Source organism: Vibrio harveyi, from assembly GCF_030060435.1.
Classification (GTDB): domain Bacteria; phylum Pseudomonadota; class Gammaproteobacteria; order Enterobacterales; family Vibrionaceae; genus Vibrio; species Vibrio harveyi.
The window spans coordinates 1,573,205-1,596,781 of the sequence record NZ_CP125876.1 but is presented as its reverse complement, the minus strand read 5'-3'; the positions used below and the strand labels follow the sequence as shown (position 1 = coordinate 1,596,781).

Below are 23,577 nucleotides of genomic sequence, written 5' to 3'. Positions count from 1 at the left end.
CTTACACCACCTGCTCCGGTGATAACTCCGTAATTAATTTGACCGCCGAAACCATTTGATCGAGTTGAAAATGAGGTCTTAAATGCACTACTGAAAAGTAATGCCCTGGCGAATCGCGTTTTTCTTTAACTGTTATTTTTGCTTCGTTGAGTGGATACTTTGCTCTGAGTTCATCAGAAGCTTCATCAGAAGCAGTTGTATATTGGTGAAGCCATTGCTGAAAATCCCGCTGGATTGAATCAGAATCTTGATACCCACCAACCTTGTCTCTTCCCATTACCTTTATGTAATGTGCGATTCGAGATACACATAATGTATATTGCAGCATCGAAGTCAGCTTGGCGTTCATCGTTATGTTCTGGTCTTCAAATAACTTCGGCTTATGGATAGACACACTGGATATCATGCCGACTAAATCGGTTTCTGCGACAGGTGACATCGTAATGAAACCGCAATCGGATATCTCTTTCTCTTTACGCTCTGATACCTTCAGATTTAAAGGGCTCCTATCTCGTGTGTTTTTACTCATAAGCTGAACAGAACTTCTTGTTGGAGCTAGAATGGCTCCTTGGGTGTAATCCCCTTGCTTCACACCTCTCATGTGAGTAAACCAACCATGTTCTTGATAGGTTCTAATTGCGATGGCGGCGAAACAAAAAGCGGCGCTACCCCACAACAACTCTTGTTCTGATTCAACAATCGTCTCCTCGAACTCAAACGCCTCTATCCGAGAACCATCTTTGATATAAGGCTGCCTAAAAAGAACATTAGGCGCTGCAATACCTATAAACTTTGTGTCTTCTGATTCTCTCAAGCGTTGCCACTTCCCATACTCAACTTGATCAAATTGAGAAGTAATGTCTGTGGTAGATGACAACTCCGAAAAACGATCAACCCCAAATACACTTGGTTGCGCAGACATGACAAAAGGACTAAACGCAGCTGCTGCTGTCTGGGCAATCTTACCCAATACCGACAAATCCCGATCAAAGTAGTTTTGGTTAGGGTCATGTCGAAGCTCATAATCACCAACTATCAGTCCAAATGGCTCACCTCCAGCCATGCCGTATTCATTTTGGTAAAGCAGTTTAAACAAAGCTGACTGGTCGAATTCGATTGCTTTTAAAGCATCTTTACTGACTTCTTCCCATGTCGACGATAAAAGCTTTATTTTTACCAATTCACCAGATTGACCGTCTGTTTGTTCACACAGATACTTAACCCCCACCCAAGATCGCTCCAACTGCTGATATCTCGGGTGATGAATGATTTCATTTAGTTGTTTCTGTAACAATTGATCTATTTGATTGATGGTCATAATCAAACTGCGACGAAATTCAGCAACACTTCTGCTTTTGGTACCTTCTAACCAAATTTTTGCCGAGTGTATTGAATCTTCTGTTTCGACAAACCGAGTAATCCAGTAACTATTAAGTTCCGCACACCCAAGCGGACTAAACTCATGCTTTAGCTCGCTTGGGTCTAAGAAATTCAACGCTGTATCGTTAGTCATTTTTACACACCACAGGAGGGAAAGTGTGGTTGACCCATAAAGCCAACCACAATTCACTTAACCACCCGATTGAGGGATTTTTGCAACTAAGCGTAATGAAGTCGTAAGCTCTTCCATCTGTAACCAAGGCTTCAACCATGCTACTGCATTGTAAGAGCCTGGCGCGCCTGGAATCTCCTTAACCTGCACGCGAGCATCAGCCAATGGGTATTTCGCGCGGATTTCCTGACCGCCTCCTTCAGATGCGTTCACATAACTTAAGATCCAACGGTTCAACCATGATTCAACATCTTCTGCTTCCATGAAGCTACCGATCTTATCGCGAGCCATCACTTTCAAATAATGGGCAAAACGCGATGTCGCCATCATGTAAGGTAAGCGTGCGGAAATTGCAGCATTCGCTGTCGCATCCGGAGAGTCATGATTTGCTGGTTTCTGACAGGTTTGCGCACCAAAAAACACGGCATAGTTTGTGTTTTTGTAATGACATAATGGTAAGAAACCAAGTTTACCTAACTCCGCTTCTCTGCGGTCAGTAATACCGATTTCTGTTGGGCATTTCATATCAGGATCGCCATCATCACTCATGAAGAAGTGCGTTGGTAGATTGTCTACACGACCACCACCTTCTGCACCTCGAATCGCTGTACAGAAGCCATACTTTGAAAAAGCATCTGTGAGCTTCGCACCTAGTACATACGAAGAGTTCATCCAACAGTAGTCGTTGTGTTCTGCATTAGTCGCAATGCCGGAAACAGCGTCAACATCAAACTCCTCAAACCCAAACTCTTCAACTGGAGAAGTCGCTTGACCATAAGGCAAACGTGCTAGCACTTTCGGCATGGTTAGGCTTACAAAACGCGAGTCAGCACTTTCGCGGAAGGAACGCCATTGTGCGTATTCCAATGACTCGAATACCTTATCCAAATCGCGAGGTTTAGATAATTCCGTCCATTCATCAAAGCCAAACAAAGCCGGTGAAGCCGCCGAAAGAAACGGCGAGAAACCAGAAGCAGCAACGTTAGACATCAGGCGCAATGATTCGATATCTTCCGGATGGTTTGTAAACTCATAGTCACCGATAAGCGCACCATAAGGCTCACCACCAGCACTACCGAATTCAGACTCATACACCTTCTTAAAGATTTGGCTCTGATCAAACTCAACCGCTTTGCTTAAATCCTTATGAAGCTCTTTTTTCGTCATGCTGATCATGCGAATTTTCAATGCTGAACTTGTTTCCGAGTTCATCACTAAGTAATTTAAGCCTCTCCAAGAGCCCTCAAGTTTTTGTAGTTCTGGGTGATGCATGACTTCAGACAATTGTTCCGAAATCTGTTGGTCAAGAAGCGTGATTGCTTCACGGAACGTCACCGTTAGGTTCTTATTCCAGGAAACGGTACCTTTCATTGCTTCTTCTGTTAATGTCTTGATCAACTCTTCGGCACGAGAAGCTTCTGTTTGCTTTGTTGCACCAATCGCCTGCTCTAGGAATGATGACGTTTGTTGCTCTACCGTTGGATCAAGTTGTTTGTCAATTTGAGTCGTCATTACTATGCTCCCTCTGGATTATCTACAGAGCTTGACTCGCCCAGGTTTAACTCTCCAGCCAACTTTGTCAGGTTTTCCGTGTTGTTTAATACATCCTCTAGAATATTTTCTAACTCTTCTGAGCGGTCGACCTTCGTCATCAAGTCACGAAGTTTATTTCGGGTTTCCATCAGTTGGCGTAAAGGATCAACTTGATTAACAATCGCTGCGGGCTCGAAGTCCTGCATAGATTTAAAGCTTAAATCCACTTCAAATTGCGAGTCATCTTTCGCCAATTTGTTTGCGACTTTAAACTTCACTGATGGACTCATTTTTTTCAAAACATCATCAAAGTTGTCTCGATCAATCTGAATGAAACGTCGGTCTTTCAAAGGCTTTAACGCTTCGGTATTTTGTCCAGCGAAGTCGCCCATTACACCAACCACAAAAGGAAGCTCTTTTTTAAGCGTTGTTCCTTCGGTTTCAACATCATAGGTAATGTGAACACGAGGCTTCCTTACTCGTGACAGTTTCGAGTGAATACTCGTCATACCGTTCTCCCTTCCTTAATTTTCATTTTGTTCTGCTATGCCAACTAAACGGAAATAGCTTCTCTTTGCATCTCCGTCGGAGATCAATTCCGCCAGTAATTCCGGCAGAGGCATTCCACACCAACGAATAATCTGTTCGATGGAGTAAGAAACTGGTGAATGAGGCTCACTTTCTCTAAAGAAGTCTGCCACCTTTTGTAACTGTTCAATCGCTTGCTCGCGTGATTGCATATTTGTTATTAGCAATTCGCTGTTGTTAGCTGACTGGCTTGTGACCGTATTCGGCTCGTTAGATTCCATATCAGCCTCTTCAATCACCTCTTTCGGTGCCTGAAAGCGGTCACCAAGCAAATGCTTTAATGCCGAGTGTATTGAATCAATTTTTTTTGAGATGTAAGAACTTGGGGTAACGTCTCCAACAGCATCATCAAGCTTTTGACTAAATTGGTTAAATGCCCTTATGCCGAACTCAAGATCAGTGATCAAAGTCCTGTAAAACTCATCAGAGGTGGATTTAACGGTATCGCTGATTTTCGACAGTTCCACAGCACCTTGCTCGACTTTGTAACGTCGTTTATCTTCATCAAGTCGCTCTAATTCAATGGCTTGTTGGTATTCCCAAAATGCGTAAGCTTGCTCTACCCCCATATCCGTAAGCGGAATCGAAGCCAGTGGAAAAATTAAGGTACCTTCACTTTCGATACCGTTTAATCCAATGATTGCAGAAATACGAGTCTCGATTCCGTCTTCATCAGGCATGGGATGCAGCTGTTCCCAGAAATGATCAATAAAGTGTGATGCTATCTCGTATCCGATCCCCATTCCGCGAAAGCCATAAATACGTGTCAGCGCCTCAATCAGCCAAGCGACAAGCTCCAAATCCTTTGACTGAGAAGTCAGAACTTCTGGAACTTCATCAATGAAAACACGCCAAAGGTTGGTGTGGCTGAGTATGCTTTCTTCTTCAATAATGGCGTTACGCTCTGTATTGCGCGCAGCCATCCTGTGGTCTTTTAATCTGTAATAAGCAGATTGAGGAGATACGTCCTCACGAGGGTCCACGCCCGTTGGTTGATCAGCAGAGACAGGTTGTAGTACTGGTTCTAACCACTCGAACGCTTTGATTAGGTCATCCACGCACTTTACTCCTCAAGAAAACAGGAATGGTCGCGTCATCTTGCTGATTTTCAGCTATTTCATTTTGATCACAGCATACTTTGACCAACGCACATGTGACGTTGTCACTAGCACCTCGAACTAACGCAGAGTGCATCAAGGCTAACCCTGCTTGATTGACTGAATCAGCATAGAGCGTGTTGTGTATCTCGTCATTGGTCAGTTCTTTAGAGAGCCCGTCGCTACACAACAGAAATTGATCACCGTTCGAGAGCTGACCGGAGATTTGGTCTATCGTTACTATTTCATCGACACCTATCGCACGAGTTATGACGTTAGCTAATGGGTGTGATTCGGCATCCTCAATCGCTAATAACCCTTGTTCGACCAGATCCATAACTTGGCTGTGATCTCTTGTTTTTTGCGTGAAGCTCCCTTCTCTCAGTTGGTATATACGGCTATCCCCAACCCACAAACAATGAAAATACCCGTCCTGCATAAATAACAGTACAAGTGTTGTCCCCATCGTTTTACCTTCTAAATGCTCTTTTGCGTAATCAAAGATCTCTTTGTTTGCTTGCTGAATAACACCTCTCAACTCATCAATGTGGGTTGTCTTATTGTCTTTTGCATAGCGGGCAATCTTATCGACCAACATCTGACTGGCGATGTCTCCTGCACAATGACCACCCATACCATCTGCTACGACCCACAAACCAAGTTCGGACATATCAAGTAATGCATCTTCGTTATATGGACGGACCTTTCCTGGATGAGTCCTCGAAAAAGTAAAGTAATTCCAATTCATTCGCTGATACCTACCAGTTCCACTCTTGCCAGTTTCCATCTAACATTGCCGCATATTGACCTATTGAAGGCAGTCCCGACGTAATCAGCATACAGGGCGATATAGTTGCCGACCCTTCAGTCCACCAAAAACAAGGTTTTTTGTATTCCTTACCTAATATCTGATTTAAAAGACCATTCGCAGATAACTGTGGGGTGTTCTCATAAATGGTTGAAAGTTTGCTTTTGTAATGTACTAACGGTACTTCTGCCGTAGGAACATCATCTAAAACTGTCTTATCCGAGTCAGTGAGTCTTCGAGCCCATGCATCAAATACAAAGTCGTCATTGAGTACAGCGACGGCAAGATCTTGACTATTTTGAGTCCACTGACTCTGTTCCCAATAATCCACAGCACTCCCTTCGACTGGTCTCACAACGGTGAAAAAGAAGTAGCGTCCCGCAGAGTCAACACTCGGTATGACACTCCCAATGTAAGTTGCGTCTTCCATGTAGGAGATATCCAGTGCAAAGTGCCAAATTGGAGCCGTGAGAAAGTATTGATGCCATCCTTCGCCCAATTGTTCTCGGCTAACAGCTATTATTGCTTGCTGCCAATCATGCCATCGTTCAGTAAACTCTTGAGAAAGCCCATTTTTAACAAAATCCCCTTTCGCAGGCATTTTTCCAATGTAGCCCCAACAGGGTGTTATAGCGTTTGAGGACATCGAAAACTCTCCATCTCGTTAGACCAAAACGGGTTGATCGCACTTGAAGGGATGAGTTCCAGTTGAACTTTGTTTCCTTTCAAATCGATCATAACGATGTTGTCATTTCGCGACTCCGGACGCGCTTTTAGCGATTGATCAAGTAATTTGAAAATACCCCACTCACCTTCGTAGGTATGTGCAATCTCGCGTTTTGATTCTGGTGGAGTAAAGACGATTCGAGTTTGGTCTTGCCCTGCGGGCCAGCTTAATGACTTCGCGCGAGCAGGACCGTGCTTATAGACTAAATCTTGCCCACCCAGCTCCAGTACAAAACGAGTAATATGCTGATCTAAATAAACAGGTTTCATTCCAAATTCGACGCGCAAAGAATTGTCCGGCTCAAAGAAAGTTTGTCTTATCCGTTTGGCTTTCTGGAATACTGCGAGTGTTTCTGGACGAACACCAATTTCTTTTTCAAGCTTCCAACGTCGAGTTGAAGTGTCTACAAATGGTTCTAAATACTCCTTAAAGAAGGCATCCATGGTTCCGCCGTAACCGAAAAACCGCTTAAAATCTTTGAGGCGAACTTCCTTCGAGGCATTAGGAACAAATGGATAGCGACCAGCAATTGAGCTTCGATATGGTTTAACCACCTTTGTTAACCATAATTGATTCAAGTGATCTTTAGACCCATTCTCTGCAAACTTAACTGACTCTTGAGACAGTTCTCCTAACCATTGATTAAATGGCTTTGGTAACAACTCCCTTGCACGTTCAAACGACGCAGCAACATCTTGGGTAACTGTTCCATCGAGAATGCTCTTGTATGCAATTTTTTGATTGTTACCCGAACTTGATAAATCAGACAGGTAAGAGCGCAAATTGACCATTGCTGTCTGAATATCTTCAAAATCTTGTTCATCCAAACGTAAGATTTCAGTAAAGTGAGATTCGACTTCTTTACCTGGCAAGGAAACATTAAAGCTATTCTCTTCAGGTAAATACATATCTAACTTGTCAGCGGTATTGGAAAACTTCACTTTAGCAACCTTCCCTGCCACCTCTGACGCCGCTTTTTGGTTCTCTGACAAGACAACTTTGGTCAAACCAACCTCTTTTTGAATCGCACGCAATAATGATTCAATTGGTCTCTCAACCCCCGACAACACTCTTGCTTGAGTAGAGGCTAGATCAAGGGTTGGCGCTTGCTTAAGCTGAATGTCTTCAATTAAGTTTTTCCACTCATTCACATAATCTTGGTAGTAACGTGCTTGTACACTCTGGATTGCACTTGCTTGGTCAATTTCATACGCTTTTAAATCGTCTCCATATACCCAGTTCTCTTCCATTAACCCTTTCACAGTGCGGTTAATTTGAATTTGGAAAATGCTGTGAAACCCGTTATACGTGTAAAAACCGGAGATCCCTTGAGACAGTGGTTTACCGCTCATTCGCTCAAATTGTTCTAACCCTTTTGGTCCCAGAACGTCTGTTAATCTGAATGACGGCACATGACTTTTTGAAAATTGTAACTTCATGCGTTGGTAAGCACGCTCAGGCAAAGACATTTGAGTTAACACTTCTCGAGCACTCTCTACAGCTGAGTCATTAAATGAGAAGCCTCTTTCGTTGCTTTCCAGAAGGTTATTAGTGTGCGTCATTAGACGGTCTCTTAGTGATTCATTAAGAGCGCCTGGATAATGTCTTTCAAAATAAAAGCCAAACCACGCTAATACTTCTTCTTGTTGATACTTTTCTGGGTTAAACAACATTAGGTAAGTTTTAAGCGTTTCGTATAGATACTGACGATGCTCTTGGTTTCCTTCCATTTCTGAAATCAGGCTATCAAGCACCAGAGGAGCGAAGTGTTTGGTTAGAGCAGACGTGTAGGCGTTATTTGCCGCTTGAGAGACTTTGTCGCCCTGATACAAACCAAACTTCTTTATTGCATCCAAATTTCCGTAGTCGCTTTGCTTTCCCAAAGGTAAAGTCATGATTCGGTCGAGTGTTTCTATCGCGCTGATAATGTCTGATTCAAAATCTAAACTATCTGCACCGATCATTGCTTTTATATGATCCGTCTCTTTGTTGGTTTGGGTGATAAGTGTCGAGTTCCATTGATAACTCATAAACCACGTTCCAATCGCTCCGCATAACGCGACCGCACAGCCGATGTAAACGCCTCGATGGAGCCAACTGGATTGCTTTTGATAATGACGATTGACTGTCCCAAGCAGTTGCTCTTTGAAGATGACTTGATCAAACAAGCTTCTAACGAAATAGCTGTGAGATCCGTGGTGCTGAGCAGATAAACCTAACTTCCCTAGCCCTAGCCCGCTGCTCGATTCGTTCATTAGCCGGCTAACAGGGATACCGTCTTGAACCGAGCTAACCATAAACACGCCTCGAATAAGGGTGGGCTCTTCAAAGCTGTTCTGAGCAAATATTTCTGTAAGGAATTCATCTAGGTTTGCTTGAAGCACTCGAAGTTGCTTTGGAAATTCAAAGATCATCGCGCGCTTATCAAGATCATCCTCTGTTTCCAGAATGCGCAGCATTCGGGCGTCCAATCGCTCAAGTAGATGATGAAACTCTTTATTGAAAAGAGAAACGACACCGCGCTCATCTTCGCAATCTTTTGGGAACATAAAACCGAATAGCTCTTCACGCTCTTCTTTGCTCAGATCCGCGAAAAACTCATTAAACCCCGCCACCAGATCCATTTTTGTAAGAAGAACGTAAATTGGAAACTGCATACCCAGTTGGTTTTTTAGTTCCTGTAAACGAGACTTTATCGCCCTTGCATGCAGGCTCCTTTCCGTGCGTGTTTGCGACATAATGCTAGCTAAGCTGATTGTCACAATTGCGCCGTTAATTGGTCTCTGTGTTCGATATTTTTTTAACAGCCCAAGAAATCCATGCCATGCCTTAGCATCAACTTTTTCTTGGCTATCTTGTGTCGTATAACGACCAGCGGTATCAACAAGAACCGCTTTGTTTGCAAACCACCAATCACAATGGCGTGTTCCCCCAACACCTGCAACAGAGTCCGAACCTAATGAATCCGCTAACGGAAACTCCAACCCAGATTGCTTAAGAACTGTCGTTTTACCTGTACCAGGAGGACCAATCAGTACATACCAAGGTAATTCGTATAAGCTACGTTTACCTTTATGTGTTTTAGTAACCACTTTGATTGCCTGCTCTATTCTGTCTTGCAGCACATTAATTTCTGAGGCAGCTTCTTTATCAGATTGCGAATCCACCTCTAACAGGCTTTGAATTGTTTCGTCTTCTTTTACTTTTTGCTTATGTTGCTTTGTAAGATTGAACACACCCCAAACGAAAACTAATACCAGGATGCTAACCAAACGCTGAAAGTCAGTTTTTAAGGGCTCATATCCCGCAACAGTGATGAGGGGACCTACGACCCAAATAAAAATTGAGCACGCAGCAACACCGACTAAACCGATAAACCAACGTTGAGTAAATATTCTGCCTACTTCTCGGATACTCATTTATCTCACTTTCCTTAGTTTGCAACCATAAGGTCAATTTCGATTCGGCGGTTAAGCGCACGATTTTCATCAGTAGAGTTTTCAGCAAGGGGTCTTGCATCACCAAGCCCTTCAGGAAGGACTCTTCCTTCCAGTGCACTGTTCGCAATCAACTGTTCAGACATCGCCGTTGCACGAGCAAGGGAAAGATGCCAATTGGACGGATATTTACTGGTAAAAATAGGGTTATCGTCAGTATGTCCAGTGACCAAAATCTTCCCTTCGGTTGTTTCTAAAGTGCGAGACAACTTAGATATAACAGGTTGGATATATTCAACGACTTCCGCACTACCTGACTCAAACAAGTCTTGAGCTTTGAGAGAAATCCGAACTCTGTCGGATAGAGCCTCAACAGTCACCAGTTCTTTATTTATCTCGGTTGCTAGATACATAGAAACGCGTTCAGCAACTTTTATTACTTGAGAATCGGACGTAGGAGCCATCTCTGTTTGATTAGGTGAGATGAGATTAATTAAACTGGCAAAGGTTTGATTTGAAGCCTTGTTAAGGTCATAGCTGAAGAACATAAAGATACAGACCAATATTGCCAATGTGACAGAGCAAACCACCCATAAAGGCGCACGTTCCGCCACTTGCGAACCATTTAACAAACGGCTTTCAATATTGTCGCTTAAGCGTTGCTGTAACCCTCGACCGTTTGACTTTAAAACGCTAACAACTTGCTTTCTCAAACGACGGTGTGTTTCCAGACCATTTTTTTCTAATCGATATTGCCCTACGAAACCTAAAGACATACACACATACATGAGTTCCAAGAGATCAAGCTGAGTCTCAGGGAATGACATGCATGTTTCTAAATGCTGAAAAAACGCCTCCCCACCTTGACTGCTAGAATAGAAAGAGGTCAGCAACGAGTCGTGACTCCATGTCGATTGGCTACCCCAATTTGTATTCAAAACTGCTTCATCGATTGCGCAGCATAAGCAGTAACGAGCGGTATCTATTGTTTCCAGATTTATGTTTTGTTGACGTAGTCGGTTTTCGTAGTCTCTTAACTTTTGTGCCAACGTTTCTTTTAAAAACAAGACGTCAGAGTGACTCGCTGTTGCTCGAATCTGTCCAATAATAGAAAGTATGCCATTAGCTTCAGCTAAAATCGGGTTGCTGCCAAATGCGACCACTGAGTCATTGTTGACCACTTCAGGATTCTTTGAGATCACAACTGTACTATCGGCAGATTTTGGTACTGAGATATTAGCGTTTGTTGGTCTTCCACCTGGTGTTGGCTTTATTATTGTCTGTTCCATAATGACGTAACCTGTTATTGGTTAATGCTCCATAGCTCTATGTCTGAATTCGGGAATTGACCAGATAGCTGAAGAGCAATACCGCCACTCTCTTGGAGACGAACCCAGAATGGTCCTTTCTTAATCACTTCAAAATACACATACCCCGTTTGATAAGGGATCTGTCGAGGAACAACATTGAGTGGTGCAACGTTAATACCGTTGATTTGATTATTTATAAGATCTCTAATTTGTTCTGCTGGTCCCAACTTGAGTTGAGCTGGTACCAAACGTCTAATCTCATCAGTACTTGTATCTGCTTTTACTGCCAAAACAAACTGGCTTGATTCAAGAAGTCGCTTATCAGGTAACGGTGTCACTCGAATACCAAGTTGTCGAACCTCCAAAGGAAGTTTATTAGCCGTCTGATCTAGAACAACACTCAGGTATTGGCTTAACACCTGATTAAGCTCTGAAATCGTAGAGGTCAGATTTGAGTGTTCATAATCAATAAGCAAAGGAGCGCGCTTATTTTTACTCGAAAAAGTCGACAACTCACCAACATATCCTCGTAATAGCGTGACAAACTCTAAAGGGTGAACTTGTTCTAACTGCCCCAGATGTCTAAGAATCGTTTCGTAGCGATTGAGCATTTGAAGCATGATGAAATCGACAGCTGAAGCAGATGCCGCTTTGCCTTGCACTAAACGTTGAGAAACCACATCAGCACGGATTTTTGTCATTCCCGTTACATTTTTTAGGCAAGCCAACATTGCTTGATCTTTAAGCACATTGAGGTGTGGCGGCGTATACTCTTCATCAAGAAGAATTGCGCCTTCCGCAGTGACTTCTTTAATTTTAAGAATCGGTAACTCAACAAAACCTGACAAGTTGTCATTGCTTACTTTAAGCGCAACATTCAACGACGCCACTTGAATGCGCTCTTCATCCTGACCAGTTTGCACGTCTATAACGTCTAGATCGTTTAACACATATCTGCTAACAACACCTTCACTAACATCCGCAATCGTTTTTTCTTTAAGGCTCGATGAAGCAACGACCACTTTAACTAATGTGTTTTGAGTTCCCTTTTCAACCAGTAATGGCGGAAGAACTTCATTAACGTTCTGCAATTCAAGAAGAGTCATATCAGGAAGAATCGCTTCGAGTTTCTCGATTTCTACCACGCCTTCTTTCAAACTGTTCGGGTTTATACGAACTTGATACACGCCCCAATTATAAGGCTGTTGAAAACGGTTCAATCCCTTAAACTCATGCTCAATTGCACGCTCGCTTTGCTGGAAATGTTGAGGACGTAAAAACATCCCCTCACACCATGCTGTGTGGGAGTAATCTGCCATTGTTTAGTCGCCAAGTGAGGTTATTTAACGAATATAGAAAGGTCGTCTAGGTGAATTTGGTAAGTGTTGTAACCGGTCTGGTCTACCTTAATCACCTGCCTCCAATTGGAGTTTTCGATGTCACGAAATGCCGCGACTAAACCTAAATACTGAGTTTTTGGTGACATGCTTGCGTGATAAATATCTTCCTGACCAGGCGTTAAAGAAATTTCATATTTGTTCACTAGATCAGGACCTAAAACCGTGTCATAGCTTTCGTACAGCGAAAAGAAATCCTGACTTTCAAAGACGGTTGAAGATGTCAATTCAAACACATAGATCACAACAGGCGACGGTCTGCCATTTGAATCTGGGTTGATATTATGTTTGGCGGTGAGCGCTAAATCAGCATAGGGATCAACTACTAGGTTTGCCGCTGAACAACCAACTAAAGCTGCCGTAATAAATAGAAGTAAAGTCTTCATTATTGTTTTCATCATCATTCCTTAATTTTTACTTCTCAGTGCATTTTCATAATGCTTTGCAAAATCTTCCAAATAAAAAGGTGATTCCTTATTTATAATTTCATCCGTTAATTGATAATGAATACCTTCAAATCTCTTCCAGCTTTGAGCATATTTTCTTGCTGGAATTATTTTATTGAAGAAACTATCACTTGACATTGCATCGGAGTAAATACTTGATGGCTCAACTAACGACATAACACTTGAAACGGTACCTTCGACACCTTTCATCAACGCTTTTTCATGGTTTTCTATATCAACAAATGCTTCTTTAATTGCTATGTCTGCTCGCATAAAACTAGCAGTGTTTCGGTTGTATAAATTATGAATAGCATCTTCTAAATTAGCGGAAAACTTTAATGGATTATTTTCTGACTTTCGAAAAGCGGTATGGTTTAAACGATTATTTTGTTTAAACTCAGCTCGATTATGTAATGTTTCCATTAAGCCCAGTAGCATCAAAGAAAACGATTGGCCTAGTTGCTCGAACCACTGTTCGCTATTTTCGTCTGGAACCATATTTGGGTTGATACCCAGACCTCTGACGAAGGCTTGTTGGTTTTTGCTTTCATTTTTTACCAAAGGCTTCTGAGCGCTAATCGGGGTAGACGCATGAGGGGATACTTCTTCAACACTCGGCTCTTGTGCTTCTAAAAAGTCATCCATCAGACCAATATCAAGCTGAAACTCAGAAGGTGCACTGTCTCTTAACAGATCCGCTGCGTTCAAGCCAAACTCATCATGAGTTAAATTTCGGTCTACATCACCAACAGCTAACTCATTGATAGTATTGTGTACTATATTGCTATCATCGATAATTCTTTCTTCTAAACTTACTTGAATTTGATAATCGCCGAGGGCCACGACATCGCCATGGTTGAGTGCCAATTCATTTCCTTGACCAACCGGCGTCACGGCATTATTTACAAAGGTACCATTCGTCGATAAGTCTTTAATCAAGTACTTTTCACCAAATTTGATCAGTTCACCATGCTTACTTGATATGACTCTTTCAGGGTCAGGCAATGTCCAATCACACTGTTCAGAGCGCCCAAAACTGACCTTGTCATGTTCACCTGTCGCATCAAAAACGAACTCAGTGTCAATCTCTGGAGTGAACTTATGAAAACTTGTAATGGTTAAAACCAACGTCATGTAAACCTCGCCAAAGGAACTGCTTAATATATAAATTTAGTTCTTAATAGTTAGGCGACCACTTATTAACACTAAGATTAATAATGCCTAATCAAATAATAATTGTATTTCACGAACGGAATAATGAATTAATTTCTCAGCAAAGCAATCTAGGATTATTACGCAGAACAAAATATACAACGAGGTTCAAATTTTTGACGCTTAACTTTTCATTCGTCAAAAAACCGATGTTAGCTTAACCGAGAAATCTTCATTTAATCATTTTTCATTAGCAGATGAGTTATATATTCACACCATCATTTTATATGGAGCCTCGTGATGGACGACAAAAATAAAGACAGTTCTATAAATAAAGAATGCAGTGGCGATAAAACCAAAATTGTAAAGACTCAAAAAAGAGAAAATACAAATGACAATAAGGGCAATATAAACAATGAAGGCTCTGCCCTAAATAATAATGAAACAAATACAAAAGTGTCTCAGAACCTAAACACAATTCCACCAGCAAATAAATTAGTGCGTAATATTGATAATGATGATAAGCAAACTCGATCTGATTCATTGCTCGGGGAGACGGTAAAAAACCGTTATGAAATTGAATCTTTGATCGGCCATGGTGGTTTATGTGACGTCTTTTTGGCGAAAGACAAAATTCTTGAATCTTCTGGAGCAGATGTCCCCTATGTCGCATTAAAGGTACTACAAAAAGAGTATGCGTCTCAGCCAGAAACCGCCCGCATGCTGATTCGTGAAGCACAACAAACTCAGAAGCTTAGTCACCCCAACATCATCCGAGTCTACGATTTTGGAGTAGACGGAGAAATCTATTTCCTCGTGATGGAATATGTTGATGGGGAAACATTAGAAGGACTTATTCAACGCTCTAGACCGGACGGGTTAAAGTACAACGCCACCCTTTCAATTCTGAACCAAACGTTAGATGCATTATCGTATGCACATTCACTTGGTGTGGTCCATGCAGACTTAAAGCCCGCAAACATCATTCTCACTTCGGAAGGTAAAGTGAAGTTGCTGGACTTTGGCGTCTCTAAAACGCACCAACTGAAGCATGACCAATATGCAGCAAAACGAAAATCACAAGACACTGACACGCTGGGTTATACACCGAATTATGCCTCACTTGATATCTTATCGGGCAAAGAACCGAAACAAAGTGACGATCTGTTTGCGTTTTTCTGCATTACTTTCGAGTTGCTGAGCTGCAAACACCCATATGGACGAACCCCAGTCAACGAAGCGCTTAAAAAAAGCGTTAAAGTAAGCAAGCCATCTCACTTTCCATTTTCAAAGTGGCGCATCTTCTCTAAAGCTTTTGCTACTGGTGTCGTCCCTTCTCAGCTCAGCGCTACTGATATCAAGCACCTGTTAAATAAGAACCGTTGGTCACTTTATTCAGGTATAGCCGCCAGTCTTGCCTTAATGGGTTTGTTAGGTACGTTCTATCAACAACAGCAAAATACCATTAACCAACTCAACCTTACTCTCATAGAAAAAGATCAAGCCATCGAATCTGCAGAGCAACTGTTAAATACGCTTCCGGAGCAAACCAAAGCGTTAATTGACAACAAACAAGGGATACACCCAGTGATTGCTGCTGGTTTCCTACGTTTGTATAAACCGCATATCCTTGGAGAATTTGAAGCAAAGATCGATGACGTACTTAACTCTGATGTAACGACTTATCCAAACTACAAACAGATTGAATCCATCTTACAGCAAGCAAAAATCTATTACCCAGACTCCCATAAAATCGAAGTTTTGGCATTGGATATTCAATCAAGCAAACACTCTACTCTGCTTTCTATTGCGAGACAGATAAACAGCCACTTAGAAAAATCCTTGTACACCCAGCAAGACGAGGCTAAATCTATTTACGATCTCAAAAAGGAACTCCATGAAATACATAAAGAGTACCCTTTCACTCCTAGCTCGTTGGCAAGCGAAGTCTTTGGTCAACACCTCAATGAAGCGCTAAAAATACGCGATGCAGCAGCTTTAGTCACACTCATCAAAGTTGGAAACTCCTTTTTTGCTGAGTCTGAAGAACATCAGCAAAATTTGGCGATTAGCAATACGATGAAAGATGCGGTATTGGAAATGAAACTTTACGAGACCGCAAAAGAGAGCTCAACGCCGTTGCCTTTCCCTGCTGATGCTGCACGATTGTTGTATCAGGAAGAGTTTGAAGGACTGCACTACCGACTCAACCAAGCTCGCACAACGGTTAACCTAGATAAGCTCGTCAAAGATATTGATGCATTTTCTGAAAATTTCCCGCCGGGTTTCCAAGATATTAATGATCTACGATTCCAAACCGCCGATAAGTACCTACAGTTTTCTGACATTCTTTTAAACAAGCGGAAGTCTAAAAGTGCGAGGCGTGCGATGAAGAAGGCAAACGAGCTGTTAAAACGCGTCGAAACGGAAGCTGAACAGAGTTAATGACTACAAAAGTTGATGAGGGGCATATCGCCCCTTATTTTAACGTAAAAGCGCTTGCCTTTATGCAAACTGATGACTAATTTTATTTTAGAGTGTGCTAATCCGTATAAATAGGTAGAAGTTTGACCACAGGGAAGATCGAAGTCGATAACATCAGCATTTTAGTCATTGATGACTGTTCAACCTCTTCAACGTTGATCAAGCATCAACTCGTCTCGCTGGGAGCCAAAATATCCAACATTACCTGCGTTAACAATGCGCAGCAGGCGTTGAGTGCTACTAAGACTCGCTTTTACTCGTTCATCATTATGGATTATCACCTGTCTTCTAAGTTGACCGGGCTTGATCTAATTAACCTGATGAGTCGAGCGAAATTGATATCAGACACAACAGCCGTGCTTATGATATCTGGTGACGCTACGCAAGAAACCGTGCTCACTGCGCTTTCTGGCCGTGTTAGACATCTACTTACTAAGCCGCTTCAGACAAAAGCACTACAAACTAAAATGCTCACTGCTTTACAAGAGCAGCATCACCTTGCTGAAGTAAAACAATACCTTAGCAAAGTTTCAGTGCTTTCTCTCAATGACGTTGCGCAACTGCATAAGAAATACGCGGCCAGTGTTTGTGTTGAATCACTCTTAATTGATACTTTGATTGAAGCGAAACAGTTTGAGGTACTAGAGAACTTCCTTCCTTTTTGCAACGACAAAGAGCACGCGAGTCGAATTTGTGCTGAAGCATTCCTACTTCACCAAAAAGGTAAGATCCGTGAAGCTGTTGAAGTCCTTGCAAATTACGTCACACACAATCCGCTTTGCTTAAGGGCTATCGATAATCTTGTCGGGCTTTATGAAACCTTAGGGCAACACAATAACGCCTCTATACTTGCAAACCGAGCCTTTGAGCTCACCCCTAGTAGCAGTGCAAGACTGATTACTGTATCTAGGGTTCTGTCAAAACTCGCTCAGTTCGAGCGACTGTACGACGTTGGTTACCTTTACGCATCCAATGTTTCATCCACGGATACTCAGTGGCTCGCTGCGATGAATACTTATGTCGACTTGATTAGTGAACATTTTAAAACGCTCACTAATGCAAATGACAAAAAGAAAGTACTCCTAAAGCTCAATGAATTTTGTTTGCTCGCTGAGAAACAGCTTAATCGTAACCAACAAGTTGATTTAGCCGCTTTTAAGCAGATGATGCAATGTAAGCTTCTTTTACTAGAATCACGTCCGGAGTACGCCCACAGAAAGCTAATGCACTCACTTAGCTACTACTACGCAACGCCGAACAAAGCACCTTTACTGCTATTAAAACAAGCTATTCCTTTGATGGACTTTTTCGGCGAGTTTGCTATCAAGCGTTGCTTGTTAACCTTACTTGCAGCGAAGTCAGGAACCGCTTTAAAACTCAGCGAACAAAAGAACTCCGATGAAGAGACGTTAGGCAAAAGATACCCTTTCTCAGTCGAGATGCGCCTCAAGCGGCTATCGGATAACAACATTGAAGCGACAGACATCATTTTGGATGAGAGCATTGAATTCCTTTCTCAGCGTCCACTACCACCAAATTGGTCTAACTGGCTCAAAGATTATCTTTCGGGATCGTATTCGACCCAGTTACCAATACCTTTTAACTTACAAGCCACACAGTGGAGATGAATAATGATCAATTTCGAAGTGTTGAATACCTACATGGACAACGATGTCGACATTATCTTTGCTGTTTTCTCAACTTACATGGAAGACTACGAAGATGGATTAGAAAGAATCAACCAACTCAACGCAGAGCAGAACTGGGGGGACTTATTCTTATTATCACACAGCTTAAAAGGCATCCTTTCTAGCTTTGGAGAAGAGTCAGCTGTAACCGCATTGAGCAACATTGAGGAGCACACAAGAGACAATATCGCACCGGATAGCGGGGATCTAGCTATAGTTAATAAAGAGCTGGTGACGATAAACCAGCAAATAACAGATTACTTATCTAACATGGATCAGTAACAACACTATAAAAAATATACGTTAATTGGAATGCTAGGCTATGAATAACACGAATTTTAAAGAGTTGATAGATTCACTTAAGGATCTGACTCCAACTCAAAAAAAATACTTAATAAGTCAAACTCAACTCTCTTTGGACGAAAGCGAACTTCTTAAAAACAAGGACTTACTTACACCCGAAGAGCTTGAGCTTTTGCTTGCAGTGACAAACGCGAAGTGAAAGCGAGACGTTAGAAGCTAACCTACTCATTAGTTTACTTTAATGCTCTAGTTCACTTTGATTTCTAACTAGGGGTAAGCGAGCCTTACCCCTAGTTTTTATCAAATAGACACCCATCTTGAGGTTACTTGGGTATAGGCTTAATTTTCATTCATCTTGCCTTGGTATTCTTGCTGTAACTTTTCCTTTTGATCTACTTTTACTTCCGCCCAGCTTCCGTTGTTTTCAATCGCTGTCACCCGAGCTTGGTATTTCTCTACTGCTCGATTTAAAACAGAATAAGGGTCAATGCCCTGCTCTTTTTCTAACGCCATCAGGATATTTAAGTAGTTCCACAACACATCGCCAAGTTCATCTTCTAGATAACACAGACGCTCTTTAGCGATCTCTTCGCTGACTTCTTCAAGCTCTTTGTGTAGCGCATCAAAATACGTTTCTGAACCTCTATACCAAGTGTTGTTCTTGTCGTATTCAGCTTTGCGCTGAGCAATGTCAAACAAGGCTTTAAAGCTCTCCATTGCTTTCTCCTCTTTACACCAAGATTTGTGCTTTCAATTAGATAGTCACTCACTCTAAGTAATTTAAATTCAAAAAGAAAGCATCCGTTATTCACCTCATTTTTTTCAGTATCATCACAAACAAAGTGAACTTAATGCCTCTCATTAATAACAATATGTTATGCAATCAATAACCAATGATAATTTCATGTTTTCAAGGTTAGCCATTATCTTAATCCCAATGACGTTGTTTGTTGGGGCACGGTTGTTGTTCGAATAACACCTAACAAGCCGAGATAAGAAGGTTAAATATGAAATTTCTTCACACTATGATCCGCGTTGCTGATCTAGATAAGTCCATTGAGTTTTACACCAAAGTTCTTGGCATGAGCGAGCTTGATCGCTTCGAAAACACGGAATACCGCTACACGCTCGTATTTGTGGGCAACGCAGACCAACCAGACAGCGCGACGATTGAGCTGACTTACAACTGGGACACAGACAGTTATGACCTAGGTAATGCGTTCGGTCACATGGCATTAGGTTGTGAAGATATTTACGCTGCATGCGACAAAATCAAAGCACTTGGTGGCAATGTCGCTCGTGAACCCGGCCCAATGAAAGGCGGTGAAACTCACATCGCATTCATCAAAGATCCTGACGGCTACCAAATCGAATTGATTCAAACAAGCAAATAACGAGGTTAGTCATGAAAGATACATTGTTTCAACCTGTACAACTTGGTTCTCTAACGCTTCAGAACCGTATCGTTATGCCGCCAATGACTCGCTCTCGTGCAAGCCAACCTGGTAACGTCGCAAACGACATGATGGCTGAGTACTATGCACAGCGCGCATCTGCGGGTTTGATTGTTGCAGAAGGCACACAGATTTCACCTATGGGTCAAGGTTACGCTTGGACACCGGGTATTTACAGCCAAGAACAAATCGCAGGTTGGAAAAAAGTCACTGACGCTGTACATGCAAAAGGCGGCGCGATCTTCGCTCAGCTTTGGCACGTAGGCCGTGTAACCCACCCTGACAACATCGGTGGTGAGCAACCAATTTCTTCTTCTGCACTAAAAGCAGAAAACGTGAAAGTGTTTATCGATAACGGCACGGATGAACCTGGTTTTGTTGACGTGGTAGAACCACGTGAGATGACGAAAGAAGACATCAAAGTGGTTATCGAAGAGTACCGTCAAGCGGCATTGAATGCGATTGAAGCGGGCTTTGATGGCATCGAACTACACGCAGCAAACGGCTACCTTGTAAACCAGTTCATCGATTCTGAAGCAAACAACCGTACAGATGAATACGGTGGTTCAGTTGAAAACCGTCTACGTTTCTTGGGTGAAGTGGTTGAAGCGATGACTCAAGCGATTGGTGCTGAGCGCGTTGGTGTTCGTCTTGCTCCGTTTACGTCACTAAATGGTACTGTAGATAAAACACCAGTAGAAACTTACACAACTGCTGCGACACTGCTTGATAAGCTAAACGTTGTTTACATGCACATTGCAGAAGTAGACTGGGATGACGCACCAGATACGCCTGCTGAGTTCAAAACAGCCGTTCGTGAAGCTTACAAAGGCACCATCATTTATGCTGGTCGCTACAACACAGAGAAAGCGGCTGAAGCTCTAGAAAGTGGCTTGGCAGATATGGTTGGCTTTGGTCGTCCGTTCATCGCGAACCCTGACCTACCGAACCGAATCAAGAACGATTACCCGCTAGCGGCTCACGATCCTGCGACGCTGTTTGGTGGTAACGAAAAAGGTCTGTTGGATTACCCAACTTACCAAGCAAACTAAATTGTTTCGCTTGCCTAGTTCAGCCGACTTATTTGAATAGGCAAGTTGAATAGACAAAAACCCCGCAGATGCGTTTGAGTGCATCTGCGGGGTTTCTTTTTAGCGTCCGGTGTTGTCTGACATTATGGTTTTGGCATTAGAGTTTTCTCTAACGACGCTGGCAAGAAGTGCAACCACGACAAGCTGAGCGTGTAGTTTTATCCAGTAAACTGCGTTGCACCTTACAGTATGCGTTCTTTAATGCACGGCGAGCCGCAAACCAATCTTCAGGCTTAGTCAGAATCAAATAGCCATTGAAGCGCTTCACTAACTCCACTCTGTGTTTATCAATAAAGCGGCTGTCAAAACCAATATCGAAGTAATCCAAAGCTTCTTCGATACAAGTAAAGCTGGCAATCTTGGCTTGAATATCGTTTTGGCTCATAGCCTCGTTTCTGAGTTTGTTCACTTGGCTTTCAGTATAAAAACTTCCGTTCAACCGTTCTTTGATTTACATCCGTAGCACGTCATTTTGCTAGAAAGCGCCGAGTTTTAAATTTTCAAAATGAAAATCAATATAAGAAGTCACCCTGCAAAACTCTTCTCATCTTCAGAGTGGTTTTTAACTCACTGATTTTATGAGCCTAATTTTTGGTGCACATTTTGCGTTAGTGAGTTTGTTGACTAGGGAGAGATGATGATGACTTACCGAGCAGAAATAGATGGATTAAGAGCGATTGCGGTCCTATTGGTGATCTTTTTCCATGCAGACATTGAAGCGTTCGCTGGTGGCTTTATTGGCGTAGACGTGTTCTTCGTGATCAGTGGCTATTTAATTACCACAATTGTGATAAACGATTTGGATAAGAACCAATTCAGCCTTGCTGATTTCTACGAGCGCCGTATTCGTAGAATTCTGCCCTTACTGCTGTTGGTTATTGCCGTGTGTTACCTGCTCTCTTGGTGGTTGTTCCTTCCCCACGCACACAAAGAGGTGGGCGAGTTTTCTGTGTCTTCCATTCTGTCCGCTTCTAATGTTTTGCTTTACCTCAAAGGGCACAATTATTTTGGGCTGGAAGAACAAGCCAATCCGCTCTTTCATACTTGGAGCTTGGGCGTAGAAGAACAATACTACATTGTCATCCCACTTCTGCTTATGCTTCTGGCACGTGGCAAGCTCATGTCTTACCTCACCTTCTTCATTGCGGTGTTTGCACTAAGCCTGATGACTATTTGGTACGCCAGTGGCGATCCTGATTTCGCCTTTTACATGATTTTCTCTCGTGCGTGGGAACTGGCGGCGGGTTCTCTGATTGCCCTAGTGATGCGCAAAACCGTCATCAAACCCAACAACACCTTAGCCATGATTGGTTTAACGCTAGTTCTCGCTTCTGCTTTGTTGTTTGATAAATCAAAAGATGGCGCTGGGCTCATGCTGTTAATCCCTGTGATTGGCACCGCGCTTATTATCTTGTTCTCATCCAAAGACAACACGCTGGGTAAAGCTCTAAGCCTCAAATCAGTGGTTTTTGTTGGGTTGATCAGCTATAGCCTTTATTTGTGGCACATTCCGTTGCTGGTTTTTTATCGCTACGTACTTACTGCCGGACAAGAGTTCAGCCTCGCGTTTTATCTTGTCGCTCTATTTGCCTTTTCTTACTTAACTTGGCGCTTTGTTGAAAAACCTTTCCGTAGCCGCAAGAAAATCGGCATGAGCACACTTGCTGCTTCACTTGTGTTAATCACCCTGCCGTTGCTTGCTTTTGGTGTCGTCGGTCATAAAAATGGAGGCTTTCCCGACCGTAGTGCGTTTTTCGAAGCGATGCGCGTAAACAATGGCTACGGCATTGCATGTAACGGTAATACAACCATCAACGATATTTGTTCTTCATCTTCAGAGCCTACTGTCGCAGTATTGGGTAACAGCCACAGCATGGTCTTTGTTCAGCAACTCTCGAATGACACGCCAACGGGAGTTGTCCAGCTTACGCAAGATTCTTGTGCGGTGGGTTATGTCGACATGATTGCAGGAGTCAAAAATCTATCGTGTCGAAGCTTCTTCACCGATGCAGTAGAAACCATTCAGAATACGCCTTCAATTCGACGCGTGGTGATTTCTTCTAACTTCAATAAAGAGCTCTCTAAGCAAGATTACCAAGCGTCGCTCACCCATCTATTGAACGAGTTAGAAGACAGAGAGATCGTTGTCTTTGGTCCAACACCTTCTGCACCGCATGCTATTGGCGAATGCTTATGGAAAGCGCAATTGTTTGGTGATAACACCGGCAATGAATGTGACTTTGCACCGAAGCAGTCACACCCGCATCATGTAGCAACGCTGGCAGCGTACTTTGACCAATTTGAACATGTGGAGTTTGTCGACCTTACTAACTACATCTGCCAACAGGGTAAATGCGCAATGAAAGTGGGCAGCAACAATGCCATGTACACCGATGCAAGTCACCTCTCTTACAAAGGCGCAGAAATTGTATTGAGTAGCTATCAGAAGGAGTTGAGTGACAATCAACAACTCACTGCTCAGCATTAACCCAATGACAAAAGAAAGAAAG

20 protein-coding genes are annotated in these 23,577 nt (G+C 42.6%); 7 read left to right on the top strand and 13 right to left on the bottom strand.

Annotation, left to right across the window (positions count from 1 at the left end; genetic code table 11):
• Nucleotide 1: 1 nt before the first annotated feature.
• From tssC (QMY49_RS23680) to tagH, 11 genes are read right to left on the bottom strand one after another with little or no spacing between them, the layout of a single operon-like run.
• Nucleotides 2-1,513, bottom strand: a complete 1,512-nt coding sequence (gene tssC, locus QMY49_RS23680; RefSeq protein WP_005447039.1) for a type VI secretion system contractile sheath large subunit — start codon at nt 1,511-1,513, stop codon at nt 2-4.
• Nucleotides 1,514-1,570: 57 nt separating this feature from the next.
• A complete protein-coding gene (tssC, locus tag QMY49_RS23675) occupies nt 1,571-3,064 on the bottom strand; it encodes a type VI secretion system contractile sheath large subunit (RefSeq protein WP_005447040.1) in 1,494 nt (497 codons plus the stop codon).
• Between the two features lie 2 nt (nt 3,065-3,066).
• Complete coding sequence (tssB, locus tag QMY49_RS23670) at nt 3,067-3,594, bottom strand: type VI secretion system contractile sheath small subunit (RefSeq protein ID WP_009699036.1); 528 nt, start codon at nt 3,592-3,594, stop codon at nt 3,067-3,069.
• Nucleotides 3,595-3,609: 15 nt separating this feature from the next.
• Nucleotides 3,610-4,731 (bottom strand): type VI secretion system protein TssA, encoded by a 1,122-nt coding sequence (gene tssA / locus QMY49_RS23665; protein WP_283314760.1) that lies wholly within the window; start codon nt 4,729-4,731, stop codon nt 3,610-3,612.
• Nucleotides 4,724-5,518 carry a PP2C family protein-serine/threonine phosphatase gene (locus QMY49_RS23660; protein ID WP_017818775.1) on the bottom strand — a complete coding sequence of 265 codons (795 nt, stop codon included), beginning with the start codon at nt 5,516-5,518 and terminating at the stop codon, nt 4,724-4,726. Before QMY49_RS23660 ends, tssA begins: the two co-directional genes overlap by 8 nt.
• A 10-nt stretch (nt 5,519-5,528) precedes the next feature.
• The gene (gene tagF, locus QMY49_RS23655; protein WP_017190833.1) at nt 5,529-6,224 is read right to left on the bottom strand and encodes a type VI secretion system-associated protein TagF; all 696 of its coding nucleotides are present in this window, start codon (nt 6,222-6,224) and stop codon (nt 5,529-5,531) included.
• Complete coding sequence (gene tssM, locus QMY49_RS23650) at nt 6,206-9,724, bottom strand: type VI secretion system membrane subunit TssM (protein WP_283314756.1); 3,519 nt, start codon at nt 9,722-9,724, stop codon at nt 6,206-6,208. The genes tagF and tssM overlap by 19 nt, the downstream gene beginning before the upstream one ends.
• Before the next feature lie 14 nt (nt 9,725-9,738).
• Nucleotides 9,739-11,031, bottom strand: coding sequence for a type VI secretion system protein TssL, long form (tssL, locus tag QMY49_RS23645; RefSeq protein ID WP_017190835.1), 1,293 nt, complete (start codon nt 11,029-11,031; stop codon nt 9,739-9,741).
• 14 nt (nt 11,032-11,045) lie between these two features.
• Nucleotides 11,046-12,371 carry a type VI secretion system baseplate subunit TssK gene (gene tssK, locus QMY49_RS23640; protein WP_080628688.1) on the bottom strand — a complete coding sequence of 442 codons (1,326 nt, stop codon included), beginning with the start codon at nt 12,369-12,371 and terminating at the stop codon, nt 11,046-11,048.
• Between the two features lie 20 nt (nt 12,372-12,391).
• The gene (gene tssJ / locus QMY49_RS23635; protein ID WP_047515905.1) at nt 12,392-12,847 is read right to left on the bottom strand and encodes a type VI secretion system lipoprotein TssJ; all 456 of its coding nucleotides are present in this window, start codon (nt 12,845-12,847) and stop codon (nt 12,392-12,394) included.
• Nucleotides 12,848-12,856: 9 nt separating this feature from the next.
• Complete coding sequence (gene tagH / locus QMY49_RS23630; protein ID WP_283314751.1) at nt 12,857-14,029, bottom strand: type VI secretion system-associated FHA domain protein TagH; 1,173 nt, start codon at nt 14,027-14,029, stop codon at nt 12,857-12,859.
• Nucleotides 14,030-14,347: 318 nt separating this feature from the next.
• Here tagH and QMY49_RS23625 point away from each other — a divergent pair, with 318 nt between their 5' ends.
• The 4 genes from QMY49_RS23625 (at nt 14,348) to QMY49_RS23610 (ending at nt 18,721) form a co-directional block, all read left to right on the top strand.
• Nucleotides 14,348-16,492, top strand: coding sequence for a serine/threonine-protein kinase (locus QMY49_RS23625; protein ID WP_283316792.1), 2,145 nt, complete (start codon nt 14,348-14,350; stop codon nt 16,490-16,492).
• Nucleotides 16,493-16,614: 122 nt separating this feature from the next.
• Entirely contained in the window at nt 16,615-18,159 is a 1,545-nt protein-coding gene (locus QMY49_RS23620) for a response regulator (RefSeq protein ID WP_283314748.1), read from the top strand.
• A 3-nt stretch (nt 18,160-18,162) separates the two neighbouring features.
• Nucleotides 18,163-18,501, top strand: a complete 339-nt coding sequence (locus tag QMY49_RS23615; RefSeq protein ID WP_005447056.1) for an Hpt domain-containing protein — start codon at nt 18,163-18,165, stop codon at nt 18,499-18,501.
• 40 nt (nt 18,502-18,541) lie between these two features.
• Nucleotides 18,542-18,721 carry a hypothetical protein gene (locus QMY49_RS23610; RefSeq protein WP_005447058.1) on the top strand — a complete coding sequence of 60 codons (180 nt, stop codon included), beginning with the start codon at nt 18,542-18,544 and terminating at the stop codon, nt 18,719-18,721.
• A 140-nt stretch (nt 18,722-18,861) separates the two neighbouring features.
• Here the strand turns inward: QMY49_RS23610 and QMY49_RS23605 are convergent, their stop codons facing one another.
• Complete coding sequence (locus QMY49_RS23605; RefSeq protein WP_283314747.1) at nt 18,862-19,239, bottom strand: MazG nucleotide pyrophosphohydrolase domain-containing protein; 378 nt, start codon at nt 19,237-19,239, stop codon at nt 18,862-18,864.
• Between the two features lie 290 nt (nt 19,240-19,529).
• Between QMY49_RS23605 and gloA the strand changes: the two genes are divergently transcribed.
• Together gloA and QMY49_RS23595 are read left to right on the top strand one after the other, a co-directional pair.
• Nucleotides 19,530-19,916, top strand: a complete 387-nt coding sequence (gloA, locus tag QMY49_RS23600; RefSeq protein ID WP_009699026.1) for a lactoylglutathione lyase — start codon at nt 19,530-19,532, stop codon at nt 19,914-19,916.
• A gap of 11 nt (nt 19,917-19,927) precedes the next feature.
• Nucleotides 19,928-21,028, top strand: coding sequence for an alkene reductase (locus QMY49_RS23595; RefSeq protein WP_283314746.1), 1,101 nt, complete (start codon nt 19,928-19,930; stop codon nt 21,026-21,028).
• 148 nt (nt 21,029-21,176) lie between these two features.
• Here QMY49_RS23595 and nifW read toward each other — a convergent pair whose 3' ends face one another.
• Nucleotides 21,177-21,452: a nitrogenase-stabilizing/protective NifW family protein gene (gene nifW, locus QMY49_RS23590; RefSeq protein ID WP_005441361.1), complete on the bottom strand. Its 276-nt coding sequence runs from the start codon at nt 21,450-21,452 to the stop codon at nt 21,177-21,179.
• 255 nt (nt 21,453-21,707) lie between these two features.
• On the opposite strand from nifW, the gene QMY49_RS23585 reads away from it, so the two are divergent.
• Nucleotides 21,708-23,555 carry an acyltransferase family protein gene (locus QMY49_RS23585; RefSeq protein WP_283316790.1) on the top strand — a complete coding sequence of 616 codons (1,848 nt, stop codon included), beginning with the start codon at nt 21,708-21,710 and terminating at the stop codon, nt 23,553-23,555.
• Nucleotides 23,556-23,577 lie beyond the last annotated feature (22 nt).